Genomic DNA, 15,128 nt, shown 5'->3' on the forward strand with positions numbered 1-15,128 from the left:
TGTTCGGCGGCGCGTCACGCAGCAGTGCGATTTTGAACAGCAGCAGCGGTTCGTTTACTCTGCAGAATTTTGAAAAAAAGCGGTTTTAGCGTCAAAATAATCGAAAATTAAAGCCAGTTGAGAAAAATGCACGGCATTTTTTATGAAAACTGCGGAATTTCTGCAAAAATTCATCGAGAATAGACGGATTTTCCGCGAAAATCCGAAAATCCGCAGATTACCGAAAACCGTGATTCCGCAAGCCGTTGAGCATACGTTTCTACTTATCCACAACATGTTGACAACCTGTGCAAACTGCTGAAATTCGTTCCGAGGGTCGGAAAAAATACTTGACAAAATCGAACCTATATAGGATAATAAATATCGTATCCTATTATGCAGACAGGCAGCGGCATATGCCCGCGTCTTGCGCCGGACCTATGCCGGTGCCCATCTGTAAATTTTAGAACAGGGAGGTGCACAAAGTTATGAAGAGAACGTTCCAGCCGAAGAAGCGTCAGCGCTCCAAGGAGCACGGCTTCCGTAAGCGTATGTCCACGTCCAACGGCCGCAAGGTACTTGCACGCCGTCGCGCTAAGGGTCGCGCTAAGCTGTCTGCTTAATGACAGCCTGTAAAGGGAGTATTCAGACTTCCCGAAAATTCGCGCCAGCGGCGCAAAAGAGTTCGTAACGAGCCGCATTCGTGCGGCTCGTTTTTTCGTTTACGGGCAACACCACTCAAGCAATCACTGTCTGGAGCGGTGTCATTCTGTTTAGGGTGCAGTCCATGCAGCGAAAATACGGTATTCCGGTTCGGATTTTACTGACCGAAATGAACGAAACAGTAAAATCAGCTTTGCAAACCATCAGATGCAAAGAAAAAATACGTTTTTTTCGAGGGCATCAGGAAAAAACGGGAGCATCAGAAGATGAAAAAAACAGTATCCTTAAAGGAAAACCATGAATTCCGCCGATTGTATCATCGTGGTGTGTCCACGGCAGGAAAACACGTTGTGATCTACTGCCGCAGGAACAAGCTCGGCTACAACCGGCTGGGACTCACCGTCAGCGCCAAGCTGGCGTGTGCGGTGAAAAGAAACCGCATCAAGCGTTTGTTCCGTGAGGCTTACCGGCTCAACGAGGACAAATTTGCCGACGGCATCGACCTTGTGCTGGTCGCACGGGTACGGGCCGTAGGCGCAAGCTATCAGGAAATCGAAAAATCGCTGCTGCGTGCCTTGAAGGACAACAAGGTTGCGGCAGCTCGGACATGAAGCGGCTACTGCTGGCGATGATCCGGTTTTATCGCCGGTATATTTCTCCAAACAAACCGCCCTGCTGCCGGTATATCCCGACCTGCTCGCAGTATGCGATCGAGGCCATCGAGAAATACGGTGCACTCAAGGGCGGCTGGCTGGCGTTTAAGCGCATCTGCCGCTGCAATCCTTTCTCTAAGAGAGGACCCTATGACCCGGTTCCTTAATTCGTCCGAAACCACGCTTTCGGACGAGGAGGACATACCACGTCAAACGCGGATATGTCCCGGGCGAAAATCTGCGCGTCGCTCTGCGGCACACAGATTTTCTTTCTTGTATAAATTCTGAGGCACATATCCCCGGAATTTATGGAAATTCGGAGAATTTCCGATGAAATACCGCCTTACGGCGGTAAAGTGAGGATTTTGCTTTGCAAAATCCTTTTCACTGTGTCGTTTTACAATTTAACATGGAGGTTTTTATGACCCTGGATCAACTTTCTAACCTGATCAAAGATCCGAAGCTGTTCGGTATTTTGATCGTTCGACCGTTCGGTCTGCTCCTGCAGTGGCTGTACAGCATTGTACAGAACTACGGTCTTGCCGTTATCCTGTTCGCGCTGCTGGTAAAGCTGGTCTGCATCCCGCTGACCATCAAGAGCAAGAAGAGTATGCTCGCCATGAGCGCGATGAACGCCGAGCTCCAGCAGCTGCAGAAGAAGTACGCGAACAACCGCGTCAAGCTGAACGAAGAGATGCAGAAGCTGTACGAGAAGCACGGCGTCAGCCCGATGAGCGGCTGTCTGCCCAACCTCATCCCGCTGCCGATCATGATGGGTCTGTACTACGCGGTTCAGCAGCCGCTGCAGTACATCGTTGGCCTGAGCCGCGAGACAGTTATCGCATTGGCGCAGATGATCGGTCTGGATCAGCTTGCGGGCGCAAACTACACCGTTCAGATCCTGATCGCCGAGAAGCTGAACGCTTTCGTGGACGGAAGCGGCCATTTCTCGGATGCTGTTACCAACTGCCTGCAGAGCGGCGAGACCATTTTCCCGCTGGATTTCCACTTCTTTGGTCTGAATCTGGCTGATACACCGTCTATCTCTCATCCGAGCATTATCTGGATCATCCCGATCCTGTCCGGTCTGACCGCATTCCTGTCCTCCTACATCATGCAGAAGATGCAGGGCACGCAGAACTCTGCGGCAGCAGGTCAGATGAAGATGCTCAACTTTATGATGCCGCTGATGTCGCTGTACTTCGCGTTCATCCTTCCGGGTGCGATCGGCATCTACTGGATCTTCAACAACGTATTTACCTGCGTACAGGAGATCATCCTCACCAAGACGCTCCGCGGCAAGCAGGAGGCCAAGCAGGCTGCTGAGGCTGCCCGCATCGAGGCTGAGAAGCAGGCCAAGCGTGAAGCACACAAGGCTGCACAGAAGCAGCAGTCCCAGAACGCAAAGAACAAAAAGGGGGACAAGTAAATCATGCAGAAGTTTTTTGAGGCTACCGGTGAAAACCGTGACGCAGCAGTCGAGAATGCTCTCAAGCAGCTCGGTCTGGAGCGTGACGACGTATCGGTAGAGGTACTCGAGATCGGCAAAAAGGGCTTTCTGGGTATCGGCGCAACGCCGGCACGCGTGCGCGTAACCTACGAAGCACCGGACATTCCGGCGGCAAAGCCGGAGGTTAAGAAGGAGGAGCGCAAGCCCGCTCCCAAGGCTGAGCCGAAGCAGGAGAAGCCTGCTGTCAAGGCGGAAAAGCCGGCTCCGAAGCAAGAGAAACCCGCTGAGAAGCCGCAGAAGCTGTCCATCACCACGGATGATAACACGCCTCGTCTGGTAAAGGCTGCTCCGGCAGACTTTGTACCGGAAAAGCTGGAGTTTGAGCGTCCGCCGCGCCGTGAGCGCAGCGACCGTCCGCGCCGTGACCGCGGCGACCGCAATGGCCGTGACCGCCGTCCGCGCCGCCCGCGTGAGGACCGTCCGATCACGCCGTCCGTTCCCAAGGAGCGTGAGCTGATCCCGGTTTCCGAAGCAGGCATGCAGCAGGCGGAAAAGCTGGCTACCGATTTTGTAACCGGTCTGCTGGCAAAGATGGGCGTTGAGGGTCAGGTTAAGACCCTGCCGCAGGTAGAGTGCGACCAGCTTCGTCTGGAGATTTCCGGTCCGGATATGGGCCCGATCATCGGCCGCCGCGGCGACACGCTGGATGCCATCCAGTACCTCGGCTCTCTGGTGCTGAATAACGCACTGGATGAGCACGTTCGTCTGTCTGTCGATACCGAAAACTACCGCGAGAAGCGCGCGGAAAGCTTGGAGCGCCTGGCCCGCAAGATGGCGATGAAGGTCGTTAAGGCGCATCGCTCCATGACGCTTGAGCCGATGAACCCGTATGAGCGCCGCATCATCCATGCCGCGCTGCAGGACTTCAACGGTGTGACCACCTATTCGACCGGCACCGAGCCGGGTCGCCGCGTTGTTATTGCGCCGGATAACAGCTATCGCAACCGTGACCGCGGTTAAATCGGGGTATTCGTTATGAACGATACGATTGCCGCAATTTCCTCCTCCGGCGGACCGATCGGTTTGATCCGCGTGTCGGGTGAACGCGCAATCGAAGCGATAAATGCCGTTTTTCAGGCGAAGAACGGCAAGCCGCTTACGGAAGCACCCTCGCAGAAGCTGGTTTACGGCACGCTGACGGACAAGTCCGGCAATGTGATCGACTGCTGCTACGCTGTCGCGCTGCATGCACCGCACACCTATACAGGTGAAACGATGGCGGAGCTGCAGTGCCACGGCTCGACAGCCGTGCTGTGTGCCGGTCTGGACGCTCTGTTCGCGCAGGGCGTGCGGCAGGCAGAGGCAGGTGAGTTTACTCGCCGCGCCTTCTTAAACGGCAAAATGGGCCTTTCTGAGGCCGAAGCAGTGCATGATCTGATCACCGCGCGTACCGCTGAGGCGGCGCAGAATGCGGCGGCACAGGTCATGGGCGCGGTCGGCTCTCCCGTGCAGCAGATGCGCGATGAGCTGCTCGGCATGGTGGCGCATTTTCACGCGGTCGTGGATTTCCCGGACGAGGACATTGATCCGGTGCTGTTCGAGGACGCGGCGGCGCTGCTGCACCGCACGACAAGCCGTCTGTACAGCATGGCGGAAAGCTACGAGCGCGGCCGTATTCTTAGAGAAGGCGTACCGTGCGTTATCCTCGGAAGGCCGAACGCCGGCAAGTCCACACTGCTGAACACGCTGCTCGGCCGCGAGCGAGCGATCGTGACTGATATTCCGGGCACGACCCGCGATCTCATCGAGGAGAATGTCAAGGTCGGACAGATTCTGCTTCGCGTGACCGACACCGCCGGTCTGCGCAACACGGACGATCCGGTGGAGCAGGCGGGCATTGACCGGGCGATGGCGGAGGCTTCGGCTTCCTCACTCATCCTGGCTGTGTTCGACGGCTCCAAGCCCATCAGCGACGAGGATATGCTCGTGCTGGCACGCTCGGCAGGCCACCGCGCGATCGCGGTTGTGAACAAGGTCGATCTGCCGCAGCAGCTGGATGAAAAGCTGCTGAAAAAGCACTTCCTGCATATCGTGCCGCTTTCTGCGAAAACCGGTGACGGACTGGATAAGCTACTCAATCTTATCCCGCGAACTGTGGGTCTGGGAGACGGCGCGTTTGACGGTGCGCTCATCACTAACGCAAGACAGGCGGCGGCGCTGGCGCGTGCTGCCGAACGCTGTGAAGCAGCGCTGTATGCGGCGCAATCCGGTATGACGCCGGATGCGGTCGTGATGGATGCCGAGGGCGCGATTACCGCACTGGGCGAGATCACCGGCGAAACCGTGACCGATGCGGTCGTTACCCGCATTTTCAGCGACTTCTGCGTCGGAAAGTGATGCTGCTGCAGCTGTTATTAAGAGAAATTGCACTTAAAATTCAGAGAGGACGTTTGCAATCTGTGCAAACGTCCTCTTTTATTTTATGCTGAAATCGTGTATGATATATACTGTATGTCCGCAGGAAAAAGGCGGGGAATTTGCCTTGTGCACAGCTTTCTGCGGGCGGCATACGAAATATAGTGGATAACTAAAAAAATTGCCCTATATTTAACAACTATATGTAATAATAATTTGCAAATAAAACATCGAGTATAATATTGTGGTCAAAAACTCACAAGTTATCAACAGTATCCACAGAGTTATCAACAATTACGCACAGGTTTCACACAACCGAAATCACAGGATTTTTTTGAAAGGGGAGAGAGCGCCAATGACGGTTTTTCCGGCGGAGAGTTTTGATGTAGCGGTGATCGGCGCCGGTCATGCCGGTATTGAGGCGGCACTGGCTGCAGCACGTTTGGGTGCAAAAACAGCGTGTTTTTCGATCAATTTGGACGCCGTAGGCAATATGCCGTGTAATCCGGCGATCGGTGGCACAGCTAAGGGACACCTTGTACGCGAGATAGATGCGCTCGGCGGTGAGATGGCGCGTGCGGCTGACGCGGCTTGCATTCAGTACCGCATGCTCAACCGCGGCAAGGGACCGGCAGTGCACTCGCTGCGTGCACAGGCCGACCGTATTAAATACAGAGAGTATATGAAGCACACGCTTGAGCGGCAGGAAAACCTGTTTCTCATGCAGGACGAGATCGTTTCCGTTGAGGTGGAGAACGGTGCCGTTTCCGCGGTTGTTACCGCTATCGGTGCACGCCATCCGGTCAAGGCGGCTGTCATTGCGTCCGGCACATTCCTCGGCGGACGTGTGATCATCGGCGAGTACACCCGTGAATCCGGTCCGGACGGCATGGCGGCAGCCAAGCCGCTCACCGAGTCGCTGCGCGGTCTGGGACTGCGGCTGCAGCGGTTTAAGACGGGTACGCCGCCGCGCATCAATCGCCGTTCAATTAATTATACCGATCTGGCGGAGCAGGCCGGTGAGGATGAGATCATCCCGTTTTCGTTCGAGACCGACCACCCGCCGGACAACCGCGCGGTGTGTTATCTGACCTATACGACCGCGAAAACACATGAAATCATCCGCGCAAATCTGAGCCGTTCGCCGCTGTACGGCGGCCAGATTGAGGGCGTGGGACCGCGCTATTGTCCGTCTATCGAGGACAAAGTGGTGCGCTTTGCGGATAAGCCACGCCACCAGCTGTTCCTTGAGCCGATGGGTCTGGACACCGAGGAGGTCTATGTGCAGGGCTTCTCGTCGTCCATGCCGTTCGACGTGCAGCGCGAGATGCTGCGCTCGGTCAAGGGATTGGAGAACGCGGAGATTATGCGGCCGGCGTATGCCATCGAGTATGACTGCATCGACCCGCTGGAGCTGCGGCCGACGCTCGAGACCAAAAAGGTGCCCGGACTGTACGGCGCAGGCCAGTTCTGCGGCTCGTCCGGCTATGAGGAGGCGGCTGCGCAGGGACTGGTTGCGGGCATCAATGCTGCGCTTAAAATCAAGGGGGAGAAGCCGCTTGTACTCGACCGTGCGGACGGCTACATCGGTACGCTGATCGATGATCTGGTGACGCGCGGCACGAGCGAACCCTACCGCATGATGACCTCACGCTCGGAGTATCGCCTGCTTCTGCGGCAGGATAACGCAGATGAGCGTCTGGTGCCGATTGGTGTTCGAGTTGGCTTGAATCCGCCGGAACGCGGAGAAAAAGTGCGTAAAAAGTACGAAGCCGTGCAGGCAGAGATCGACCGCACAGCCTCGGTCGGCGTTGCGCCGAGCGATAAATTGAACGGCTTTCTTGCGGGTAAAAACTCCACACCGCTCAAGGCGGGCTGCAAGCTGATCGACCTGCTGCGCCGTCCGGAACTCAGCTATGCGGACCTTGCAATGTTCGATCCTGAGCGTCCGGAGCTGCCCGCTGTTATTCGTGAGCAGGTGGAAATCCGCGTCAAATACGCGGGTTATATCGAGCGCCAGATGCGCGATGTGGAGCAGTACCGCAAGCTGCAGAGCCGACCGCTGCCGCTCGATCTGGACTACAACGAGGTGGACTCGCTGCGACTGGAGGCACGTCAGAAACTGAACGCCGTCAAGCCGCTGAATTTCGGTCAGGCGGCCCGTATTTCGGGCGTTTCACCGGCGGATATCACGGCACTGATGATCTACATCGAGACCCATAAAAAGGAGGAAAAGGCATGACCGAACGCGAGCTTCTGACCGCCGGTCTGCGCGAGCTGGGCGTCGCAGAGTGTCCGTCTGCAGCGGACAACTTACTGCGCTATTCCGAGATTCTGCGCGAGAAAAACAAGGTTATGAATCTGACCGCCATTACCGATCCGACCGAAATCGTGACCCGGCATTTTCTCGATTGCGCGGCACTTGCACCGTATATGCCGCAGAATGGACGCGTGCTCGATGTGGGAACGGGAGCCGGTTTTCCGGGCATGCCGCTGGCGATTCTGTGCCCGCAGACCGAGTTTGTGCTGCTTGACGCACTGCGCAAGCGCATTGATTTTCTAAATGAAGTCATCACCGAGCTGGGTCTGACCAACGTCACGGCGGTGCATGCCCGTGCGGAGGATTACGCCAGAGACAACCGCGGCACGTTTGATCTTGCGGTGTCGCGTGCGGTAGCCGATCTGCGCGTGCTGAGTGAACTGGCGCTGCCGATGGTCAAGGTCGGCGGTGCGTTCCTCGCCATGAAGGCCGAGGACTGCACAGAGGAAGTTGAAACAGCGGCAAACGCCCGCACGGTTCTCGGTGCGGCGGACGCTGAAGTGCTGCACTACACTGTGCCGTTCGATGAGGTTTCCCGCGCCATCGTGCGCCTGCAGAAAACGCAGGAAACACCGGAAAAGTATCCGCGCCGCTTCAAGAAAATACAGACTTCGCCGCTGTAAATCAGGCGAGAAATATACGGAAAGTACCCCTCTGTACGGAAAATTACAGAGGGTATTTTTTGTCCGAAAATAGGGGAAAATTATAGATATCAGATATAATTTGTCATATTTTCGTTGAATTTTGCAGATTACGCGGTCGATTTTACTTGTCAATATGTAATTATATGGTAATCTATTACCGAGGGCGACATTCTGCTGGTGGTGCGGCAGAGATAAGCGCGAATAAAATGAACGAATAAGACGAATTGGAGAGTGGTTAACCATGATGTCTGTATTAACGCTGGTTTCCGGCAAAGAGGATCGCACGCTGCGGCGTATTCGTGTGAGTGAGATTGCGCGCAATCCCAATCAGCCGAGGAAATATTTTGATCCGGAGGCAATTGCACAGCTGGCAGAGAGCATTCGGCAGTACGGCGTACTCAATCCGCTGACCGTACGGCGTGCGCCCGGAGGCGGTTACGAGCTGGTTGCAGGGGAGAGGAGACTGCGCGCTGCGCGTGTTGCGGGGCTCAACGACGTACCGTGTCTGCTGATTGCGGCAGATAACGAGGATTCCTCGGCGATTGCGCTCGTGGAGAACCTGCAAAGGCGTGATCTGGATTTTTTCGAGGAAGCCTACGGTTTCAAGCGTCTGATCGATCAGTACGGACTGACGCAGGAGGAAGCCGCGCGTAAAGTAGGGAAAACACAGTCTGCGGTGGCGAATAAGCTGCGTCTGCTGCGGCTTTCTCCGCAGAATATGGAATTGATTCGCAGTGCGAATCTTACAGAGCGGCACGCGCGCTGTCTGCTGCGTCTGCATGATGATGAGGAACGGATGAGCGCAACGCACTATATTATCGAGAACGAATTAAACGTCAGCCGATCGGAGGAGTATATCGAGAACCTGCTGGAGCAGAAAAAGCATCCGGAGTTAGCGGAGCCGCCGCATAAGGATAATGTTGTGCGGCTTATTAAGGATGTGCGGTTTTTCCTGAATACGCTCAATCGGGCGGTCGGCGTAATGGTGGACGCCGGAATCGGTGCAACCGTAGACCGGCAGGAAAACGAGGATGGAATTACGCTGACAATCAATATTCCGCACGCAAAGAGCTGATGTTTCACGTGAAACACTTTTGTTCCACAGGAGGGCGGATTTTGTTTCACGTGAAACATGGGATAGTTGCTTGCGAAGCAAACGGAATCTGCGCTGACGCCGCGCGGGCGCACAAAAGGGTAGACACCAAGGTTTGCCCGTAGGCCACTAAACCTTTTTTCCGCGCCGTGCGCGGATTAAATGAGTACCACCCTCTGATTTTCTTCCCTTTCCCCTTAGATAGCACGGCGGAAATCGGAGAGCGGCGATTGCTGCGAAAAGGGGAACGGCAGTCCGGGTTACTCTTGCGTGGCTTTCGTAAACAATTCGCAGTTCACAGATAACGTACTGCTACACATGCGGTTTAGTCTATGCAGGGGCAACATGACAGTGTTACACAACGGCTTTATTACTTATTACGGACGGTACTGCTGGATAAGAGTGTGTGCAGATTGGAAAGTGTGTAACGCATATATATCATATACATATATATAATAAGGTAAGAGAGCCGAACGGCTCTCTTTTGTTTCACGTGAAACAAAAGCCGGTTGATTTACCAGTTGTATCCTATAAAACGGCAAAATACTTGATGTTTCACGTGAAACAGCTGTAAAAATACTGCGATTGCTTTGCAATTAAAAGTGCAATGTGATATAATGAAATCCGTAGAAAAAAACCATGGACGAGAGGAAATGACTATGGGGAAGATTATCGCGTTTGCCAATCAAAAGGGCGGCGTGGGAAAAACTACAACCGCTATCAACCTCGCGGCAGCGTTGTCGGAGCGCGAAAAGCGCGTTCTGCTGTGTGATTTCGATCCGCAGGGCAATGCAACCTCCGGTTTTGGCGTGGATCCGCGCTCACTGGAAACCTCGATTTACGACCTGATTGTAGCCGACCAACCGGATGTCAAGAGCGCCATCGTATCGACTAAGTGGGTTGATCTGCTGGGCGCAAATGTTAATCTGGCGGGCGCTGAGTTGGATTTGATTGGAATGTCCGACCGAGAGTATCGTCTGAAAAACGTACTCGATCAGGTGAAGAACGATTACGACTATGTATTTATCGACTGTCCGCCGTCACTCGGTCTGCTGACTCTCAACTGCCTGTGTGCAGCCGACAGCTTTCTGGTGCCGCTGCAGTGCGAGTATTACGCGCTCGAAGGTCTGAGTCAGCTGATGACGACCGTGCGCATGGTAAAGAAGGCGCTCAACCGCAAGCTGGTGATGGAAGGCGTGCTGCTGACTATGTTTGACGGACGCACCAATCTGTCGATTCAGGTGGTTGAGGAAGTGAAAAAGCACTTCCCAGGCGAGGTATTTTCGGCTGTTGTGCCGCGCAACGTACGCCTGAGTGAAGCACCCAGCCACGGCAAGCCCATAACAGCTTACGACAGAATGTGCCGCGGCGCAGAGGCTTATCTGGCTCTTGCGGACGAGATTCTGAAGAAAAATGACCGAAAGGGGAGAAGCTGATGGCAGGCGCAAAAATGGGTCTGGGCGGCGGCTTGTCCAACCTTTTCGGCAGTGATACCAGCGATTTGATGGAAGAAAGTCTGGATAACGGCACAAAAAAACTGCCTTTGGCAAAAATCGAGCCGAATCCCGATCAGCCGAGGAAGGCCTTTGATCAGGTATCTCTGGACGAGCTGACAGAGAGCATTCGCCTGCACGGCGTCATCACACCAATCACAGTGCGCAAGGGCGAGAAGGATGGCTACTACCAGATCATTGCAGGTGAGCGCCGTTGGCGTGCAGCACGTCAGGCAGGCTTGGAAGATATTCCTGCGATGGTGCTTGAGGCTGAGGAAGACGAGGTCATGGAGTTGGCGCTGATCGAAAATCTGCAGCGGCAGGACCTGAACCCGATCGAAGAAGCTGAAGGTTATGAGCGTCTGATGAAGCAGTTTGGACTGACGCAGGAGCAGGTTTCCAAGCGCGTGGTCAAGTCACGTTCGGCGGTAGCAAATGCACTGCGTCTGCTGGCTTTGCCGACCGAGGTGCGTACGATGGTCAGCGAAGGCGAAATCTCCGGCGGTCACGCGCGGGCAGTCCTTGCAGTAAACGAGGCGGATAAGCGCGTAGAGGCAGCCAGACAGATGGTCGGCCTGTCGGTCCGTCAGTCGGAGGCGCTGGCCAAGCGCATGAACAAAAAAACGGTCGAGAAGCCTGAGCAGTCGCCCGAGGTTTCCGTGGACTACATTGCCGAGCTGGAGAAGGAGCTGGAGGGCGCCCTCGGACGCAAGATCAGCATCCAGCAGGGCAAGCATAGCGGCCAGCTGACGTTGGAATACTACGGCGCAGAGGATTTGGAGCGGCTCAGTGAAGCACTCCGAAACCTGCGTGTATAAAGGAGGCAAGCAATGGACGAGCAGAATAAGCAGCCGGAACAGAACAAGCCGGAGAAAAAGCTCAGCCGCACCACGCTGACCTTTTATATCGTCGGACTGTTTTCTGTAGCAATTGCGCTGATTCTGATCAGCTATGTGGCGCAGTCGCGTGCGGACAAGCAGGTCAAAAACCTGAGCTCGCAGCTGACACAGCAGCAGACCGTGGCACAGGGCGCAACCCAGAAAGTGGAAGATTTGCAGAAGCAGTACGACATGCAGAATACTGCACTGGATAAGGTGCGCAAGACGCTCGACAGTGAGCAGGCGGCAACCGATGTAGTCGGCGCGACCGAGCGGCGTATGGAGGAGCGTGAGGTGTATCAGTACCTTGCGCAGATCGGCGTTTCTCTGGCGGCTAAGCAGACCGCGGATGCCCGCAAGACCTACGACGAAATGCTGACGAAATACAGCGAGGAGCGTTTGCTTGGCAGCAGCGAGGATGGCTTTGATGAGAACATCAGCAAACTGTTCCAGTCGGCCAAATCTGAACTGGATCAGGCTGAGCAAGCGCAGGATGCAGAGCCGAACGACACGGCAGAATAACATGTATATAATGTAAAAGGAGATATAGAAACAATGCTGGATATCAAATTTGTCCGCACCAATCCGGATGCGGTAAAGGAAAACATCAAGAAGAAGTTCCAGGACGAGAAGATCCCGATGGTTGACGAGGTCATCGAGTTTGACGCGAAGTACCGTGCAGCCAAGACCCGCTGTGATGAGCTGCGTGCACAGCGCAACAAGAAGTCCAAGGAGATCGGCGGTCTGATGGCCAAGGGTCAGAAGGAAGAGGCTGAGAAGATCAAGGCCGAGGTAAAGGCTATGGCCGACGAGATGACCAAGCTCGAGGAGGACGAAAAGACCTTCGCTGAGGAAGTCAAGAACCGTATGATGGTCATCCCGAACATCATTGACCCGTCCGTTCCGATCGGCAAGGACGACTCCGAGAACGTTGAGATTGAGAAGTTTGGCGATCCGGTCGTTCCGGATTTCGAGGTTCCGTATCATGTTGATATTATGGAGTCCTTCGACGGCATCGACCTCGATGCTGCACGCCGTACCTCCGGCAACGGCTTCTACTACCTGAAGGGTGATATTGCCCGTCTGCATTCCTCCATCCTGTCCTACGCACGCGACTTCATGATCGACCGCGGCTTCACCTACTACATTCCGCCGTTCATGATCCACGGTGATGTCGTTAAGGGCGTTATGTCCTTTAAGGAAATGGAGAACATGATGTACAAGATCGAGGGCGAGGACCTGTACCTGATCGGTACCTCCGAGCACTCCATGATCGGCAAGTTCATCGACACCATCAACGATGAGGAAACCCTTCCGCAGACCCTGACCAGCTACTCTCCGTGCTTCCGTAAGGAAGTCGGCGCACACGGCATCGAGGAGCGCGGCGTATACCGTATTCACCAGTTCGAGAAGCAGGAAATGGTTGTTGTCTGCAAGCCGGAAGAGAGCAAGATGTGGTATGACAAGCTGTGGCAGAATACGGTTGACTTCTTCCGTTCGATGGACATTCCGGTTCGCACGCTCGAGTGCTGCTCCGGTGACCTGGCTGACCTGAAGGTTAAGTCCTGCGACGTAGAGGCATGGTCTCCGCGTCAGAAGAAGTACTTCGAGGTCGGCTCCTGCTCCAACCTCGGCGACGCACAGGCTCGCCGTCTGGGCATCCGTGTCCGCGGCAAGGAGAATCCGAAGGAGCTGTACTTCGCACACACGCTGAACAACACCGTTGTTGCACCTCCGCGTATGCTGATCGCATTCCTCGAGAACAATCTGCGTGAGGACGGCTCGGTTGCAATTCCGAAGCCGCTGCAGCCGTATATGGGCGGCATGACTGAAATCCGCAGAAAGTAATTTACCTTACTATAGAAAAAAGGAGAGATTCCAATGCAGGTTGGTATTAAGGGTGAGAAGAAGTTCATCGTAACCAAGGATCAGCTGGCATGCAATGTAGGCAGCGGTCTGGTATCCGTGTTTGCCACCCCGATGATGATCGCAGCTATCGAGAACACTGCAGCAGGCAGCGTAGCTGGTGAGCTGGAAGAGGGTAAGACCACGGTCGGCACGTTGGTAAACGTAAGCCACGTTGCCGCTACGCCGGAGGGCATGGAAGTCCGCATCGAGACCGAGCTGACCGAGATCGCGCCGAACGGCAAGATGCTCACCTTCAAGGTTGCCGCATATGATGAGGCAGGCCTGATCGGTGAGGGCACGCACCAGCGCGCTATCGTAGCGAAGGAGCGCTTTGAGCAGAAGGCACAGAGCAAGCTGTCCAAGTAAAAATAGGCAAAAGAAAAACGCTGTGGAGAGATTCCACAGCGTTTTTTGTTGGTGCGGGTAACAGGACTTGAACCTGCACGTCGAGGACACCAGAACCTAAATCTGGCGCGTCTGCCAATTCCGCCATACCCGCAAGTAAGATTAGTATACCCTTTTTGCGGGTATTTGTCAATCTTGATGATGGTGCTCATCGGGAGTGGGGCGCTTGCGAAGCGAGAGGAATCTGCGCTGACGCCGCGCGGGCGCACAAGAGGGTAGACACCTGCGGTTTCCACCCTCTTGAGAATCACCCCTTTCCCTTGGATAGCCTGGTGCAGATTACCGATATGTGACCGCTCCGAAATATGGGGAACGGCAGAGGATTTTTTCTTCCGTAGGGGAGCACAGTGTGCTCCCATGCCGAAACCTATACGCAGTGCTGGATACCGTTCTGCTACACAGACGAGCTACTCTACGCAGGCGCGGCATAACCGTGCCGCGCAACTCGTTAGCGCGTTATGATAGACAGCACCTACGAGGATAAATTGTACCAAATGCCTAATCCGCAGGTGCCGTGCGGTACAACGCGCCAAAGAGTTGCGCGACACTGTTATGTCGCGCCTGCGCAGACTTTCCGGTCTGTGTAGCAGAATACTATCTGACCCTGCGAACAGGTTGAGAAAGATACGGAAGAAAAAATCCTCTGCCGTTCCCCATTATCGAAGAGGTCGCCGGTCTCTGGTTTGCGCCAGACTAAGAAATAAAGGGAAACGGGAGTTAAGAGGGTAGAAACCGCAGGTGTCTACCCTCTTGCCCCTGCCGCGGGTGCGGCGAATCCTGTATGAGCAAACTCCTACGCAAAACTAAGGATTCCCCCTTGCAATCTGCGCTATTTCGTGATATATTGTTAGTTAGTAAAAGCTAACCAGCTCGGGTACAAAAGGAGCATTACACCCATGTTGAAAATTACTCTCGGCGTTGACGGCATGATGTGCGGCATGTGCGAAAGCCATGTCAACGATGCGGTTCGCAAGGCATTTCCTGTGAAGAAGGTCACTTCCTCTCACGGCAAGGGGCAGACGGTTATCCTCACTGAGCAGGATCTCGATGAGCAGGCTGTCCGCGATGCGGTAAACGCTACCGGCTACACCGTTACGTCCTTTTCCAAGGAGCGATATGAGAAAAAGGGACTGTTTTCCTTTCTGCATAAATGAGCAGAGTAAGGCCGCCTTGCAGCGGCTTTGCTTTTCAACATAGGTTAGCAAAATCTAACCTAATAAACCGATA

Annotated in this window: 16 protein-coding genes and 1 tRNA gene; 16 read left to right on the forward strand and 1 reads right to left on the reverse strand. The window is 54.7% G+C overall.

Going from position 1 to position 15,128, the window contains the following annotated elements:
- Positions 1 to 467 precede the first annotated feature (467 nt).
- The 15 genes from rpmH (at position 468) to DW088_RS09720 (ending at position 13,862) form a co-directional block, all read left to right on the forward strand.
- Positions 468 to 602 carry a 50S ribosomal protein L34 gene (gene rpmH, locus DW088_RS09655; protein WP_110435757.1) on the forward strand — a complete coding sequence of 45 codons (135 nt, stop codon included), beginning with the start codon at positions 468 to 470 and terminating at the stop codon, positions 600 to 602.
- Between the two features lie 164 nt (positions 603 to 766).
- Positions 767 to 943, forward strand: a complete 177-nt coding sequence (locus tag DW088_RS15890) for a hypothetical protein (protein WP_158574657.1) — start codon at positions 767 to 769, stop codon at positions 941 to 943.
- A complete protein-coding gene (gene rnpA, locus DW088_RS09660) occupies positions 909 to 1,253 on the forward strand; it encodes a ribonuclease P protein component (protein WP_110435756.1) in 345 nt (114 codons plus the stop codon). Before DW088_RS15890 ends, rnpA begins: the two co-directional genes overlap by 35 nt.
- On the forward strand, positions 1,250 to 1,462 hold the full coding sequence (gene yidD / locus DW088_RS09665; RefSeq protein ID WP_117491172.1) for a membrane protein insertion efficiency factor YidD: 213 nt from the start codon (positions 1,250 to 1,252) through the stop codon (positions 1,460 to 1,462). Before rnpA ends, yidD begins: the two co-directional genes overlap by 4 nt.
- Positions 1,463 to 1,716: 254 nt before the next feature.
- A complete protein-coding gene (locus DW088_RS09670) occupies positions 1,717 to 2,724 on the forward strand; it encodes a YidC/Oxa1 family membrane protein insertase (protein ID WP_158574658.1) in 1,008 nt (335 codons plus the stop codon).
- A gap of 3 nt (positions 2,725 to 2,727) precedes the next feature.
- Positions 2,728 to 3,765: an RNA-binding cell elongation regulator Jag/EloR gene (gene jag, locus DW088_RS09675; protein ID WP_118360553.1), complete on the forward strand. Its 1,038-nt coding sequence runs from the start codon at positions 2,728 to 2,730 to the stop codon at positions 3,763 to 3,765.
- Positions 3,766 to 3,780: 15 nt separating this feature from the next.
- The gene (gene mnmE / locus DW088_RS09680) at positions 3,781 to 5,142 is read left to right on the forward strand and encodes a tRNA uridine-5-carboxymethylaminomethyl(34) synthesis GTPase MnmE (protein ID WP_110435752.1); all 1,362 of its coding nucleotides are present in this window, start codon (positions 3,781 to 3,783) and stop codon (positions 5,140 to 5,142) included.
- A gap of 373 nt (positions 5,143 to 5,515) precedes the next feature.
- Entirely contained in the window at positions 5,516 to 7,402 is a 1,887-nt protein-coding gene (mnmG, locus tag DW088_RS09685) for a tRNA uridine-5-carboxymethylaminomethyl(34) synthesis enzyme MnmG (RefSeq protein ID WP_118360554.1), read from the forward strand.
- Positions 7,399 to 8,103 carry a 16S rRNA (guanine(527)-N(7))-methyltransferase RsmG gene (rsmG, locus tag DW088_RS09690; protein WP_118360555.1) on the forward strand — a complete coding sequence of 235 codons (705 nt, stop codon included), beginning with the start codon at positions 7,399 to 7,401 and terminating at the stop codon, positions 8,101 to 8,103. The genes mnmG and rsmG overlap by 4 nt, the downstream gene beginning before the upstream one ends.
- Before the next feature lie 262 nt (positions 8,104 to 8,365).
- The gene (locus DW088_RS09695; protein WP_243029872.1) at positions 8,366 to 9,199 is read left to right on the forward strand and encodes a ParB/RepB/Spo0J family partition protein; all 834 of its coding nucleotides are present in this window, start codon (positions 8,366 to 8,368) and stop codon (positions 9,197 to 9,199) included.
- A 677-nt stretch (positions 9,200 to 9,876) separates the two neighbouring features.
- Positions 9,877 to 10,653: a ParA family protein gene (locus DW088_RS09700; protein WP_118360556.1), complete on the forward strand. Its 777-nt coding sequence runs from the start codon at positions 9,877 to 9,879 to the stop codon at positions 10,651 to 10,653.
- On the forward strand, positions 10,653 to 11,528 hold the full coding sequence (locus tag DW088_RS09705; protein WP_118360557.1) for a ParB/RepB/Spo0J family partition protein: 876 nt from the start codon (positions 10,653 to 10,655) through the stop codon (positions 11,526 to 11,528). The genes DW088_RS09700 and DW088_RS09705 overlap by 1 nt, the downstream gene beginning before the upstream one ends.
- A 12-nt stretch (positions 11,529 to 11,540) precedes the next feature.
- Positions 11,541 to 12,110 (forward strand): hypothetical protein, encoded by a 570-nt coding sequence (locus DW088_RS09710; RefSeq protein WP_118360558.1) that lies wholly within the window; start codon positions 11,541 to 11,543, stop codon positions 12,108 to 12,110.
- Positions 12,111 to 12,143: 33 nt separating this feature from the next.
- Positions 12,144 to 13,436, forward strand: coding sequence for a serine--tRNA ligase (serS, locus tag DW088_RS09715; RefSeq protein WP_116705073.1), 1,293 nt, complete (start codon positions 12,144 to 12,146; stop codon positions 13,434 to 13,436).
- A 33-nt stretch (positions 13,437 to 13,469) separates the two neighbouring features.
- Positions 13,470 to 13,862 (forward strand): thioesterase family protein, encoded by a 393-nt coding sequence (locus DW088_RS09720; RefSeq protein ID WP_118360559.1) that lies wholly within the window; start codon positions 13,470 to 13,472, stop codon positions 13,860 to 13,862.
- A 49-nt stretch (positions 13,863 to 13,911) separates the two neighbouring features.
- Here the strand turns inward: DW088_RS09720 and DW088_RS09725 are convergent.
- Positions 13,912 to 13,995, reverse strand: a tRNA-Leu gene (locus tag DW088_RS09725).
- A gap of 802 nt (positions 13,996 to 14,797) precedes the next feature.
- Between DW088_RS09725 and DW088_RS09730 the strand changes: the two genes are divergently transcribed.
- On the forward strand, positions 14,798 to 15,055 hold the full coding sequence (locus tag DW088_RS09730) for a heavy-metal-associated domain-containing protein (protein ID WP_116705072.1): 258 nt from the start codon (positions 14,798 to 14,800) through the stop codon (positions 15,053 to 15,055).
- Positions 15,056 to 15,128: the final 73 nt, after the last annotated feature.

The sequence above is a fragment of the Butyricicoccus sp. AM05-1 genome (assembly GCF_003474415.1).
Classification (GTDB): domain Bacteria; phylum Bacillota; class Clostridia; order Oscillospirales; family Butyricicoccaceae; genus Agathobaculum; species Agathobaculum butyriciproducens.

Excerpts from the sequence above, each read along its gene's own strand:
- rpmH (WP_110435757.1), top strand. The coding sequence starts at position 468 with ATGAAGAGAACGTTCCAGCCGAAGAAGCGTCAGCGCTCCAAGGAGCAC.
- DW088_RS15890 (WP_158574657.1), top strand. The coding sequence starts at position 767 with ATGCAGCGAAAATACGGTATTCCGGTTCGGATTTTACTGACCGAAATG.
- rnpA (WP_110435756.1), top strand. The coding sequence starts at position 909 with ATGAAAAAAACAGTATCCTTAAAGGAAAACCATGAATTCCGCCGATTG.
- yidD (WP_117491172.1), top strand. The coding sequence starts at position 1,250 with ATGAAGCGGCTACTGCTGGCGATGATCCGGTTTTATCGCCGGTATATT.
- DW088_RS09670 (WP_158574658.1), top strand. The coding sequence starts at position 1,717 with ATGACCCTGGATCAACTTTCTAACCTGATCAAAGATCCGAAGCTGTTC.
- jag (WP_118360553.1), top strand. The coding sequence starts at position 2,728 with ATGCAGAAGTTTTTTGAGGCTACCGGTGAAAACCGTGACGCAGCAGTC.
- mnmE (WP_110435752.1), top strand. The coding sequence starts at position 3,781 with ATGAACGATACGATTGCCGCAATTTCCTCCTCCGGCGGACCGATCGGT.
- mnmG (WP_118360554.1), top strand. The coding sequence starts at position 5,516 with ATGACGGTTTTTCCGGCGGAGAGTTTTGATGTAGCGGTGATCGGCGCC.
- rsmG (WP_118360555.1), top strand. The coding sequence starts at position 7,399 with ATGACCGAACGCGAGCTTCTGACCGCCGGTCTGCGCGAGCTGGGCGTC.
- DW088_RS09695 (WP_243029872.1), top strand. The coding sequence starts at position 8,366 with ATGATGTCTGTATTAACGCTGGTTTCCGGCAAAGAGGATCGCACGCTG.
- DW088_RS09700 (WP_118360556.1), top strand. The coding sequence starts at position 9,877 with ATGGGGAAGATTATCGCGTTTGCCAATCAAAAGGGCGGCGTGGGAAAA.
- DW088_RS09705 (WP_118360557.1), top strand. The coding sequence starts at position 10,653 with ATGGCAGGCGCAAAAATGGGTCTGGGCGGCGGCTTGTCCAACCTTTTC.
- DW088_RS09710 (WP_118360558.1), top strand. The coding sequence starts at position 11,541 with ATGGACGAGCAGAATAAGCAGCCGGAACAGAACAAGCCGGAGAAAAAG.
- serS (WP_116705073.1), top strand. The coding sequence starts at position 12,144 with ATGCTGGATATCAAATTTGTCCGCACCAATCCGGATGCGGTAAAGGAA.
- DW088_RS09720 (WP_118360559.1), top strand. The coding sequence starts at position 13,470 with ATGCAGGTTGGTATTAAGGGTGAGAAGAAGTTCATCGTAACCAAGGAT.
- DW088_RS09730 (WP_116705072.1), top strand. The coding sequence starts at position 14,798 with ATGTTGAAAATTACTCTCGGCGTTGACGGCATGATGTGCGGCATGTGC.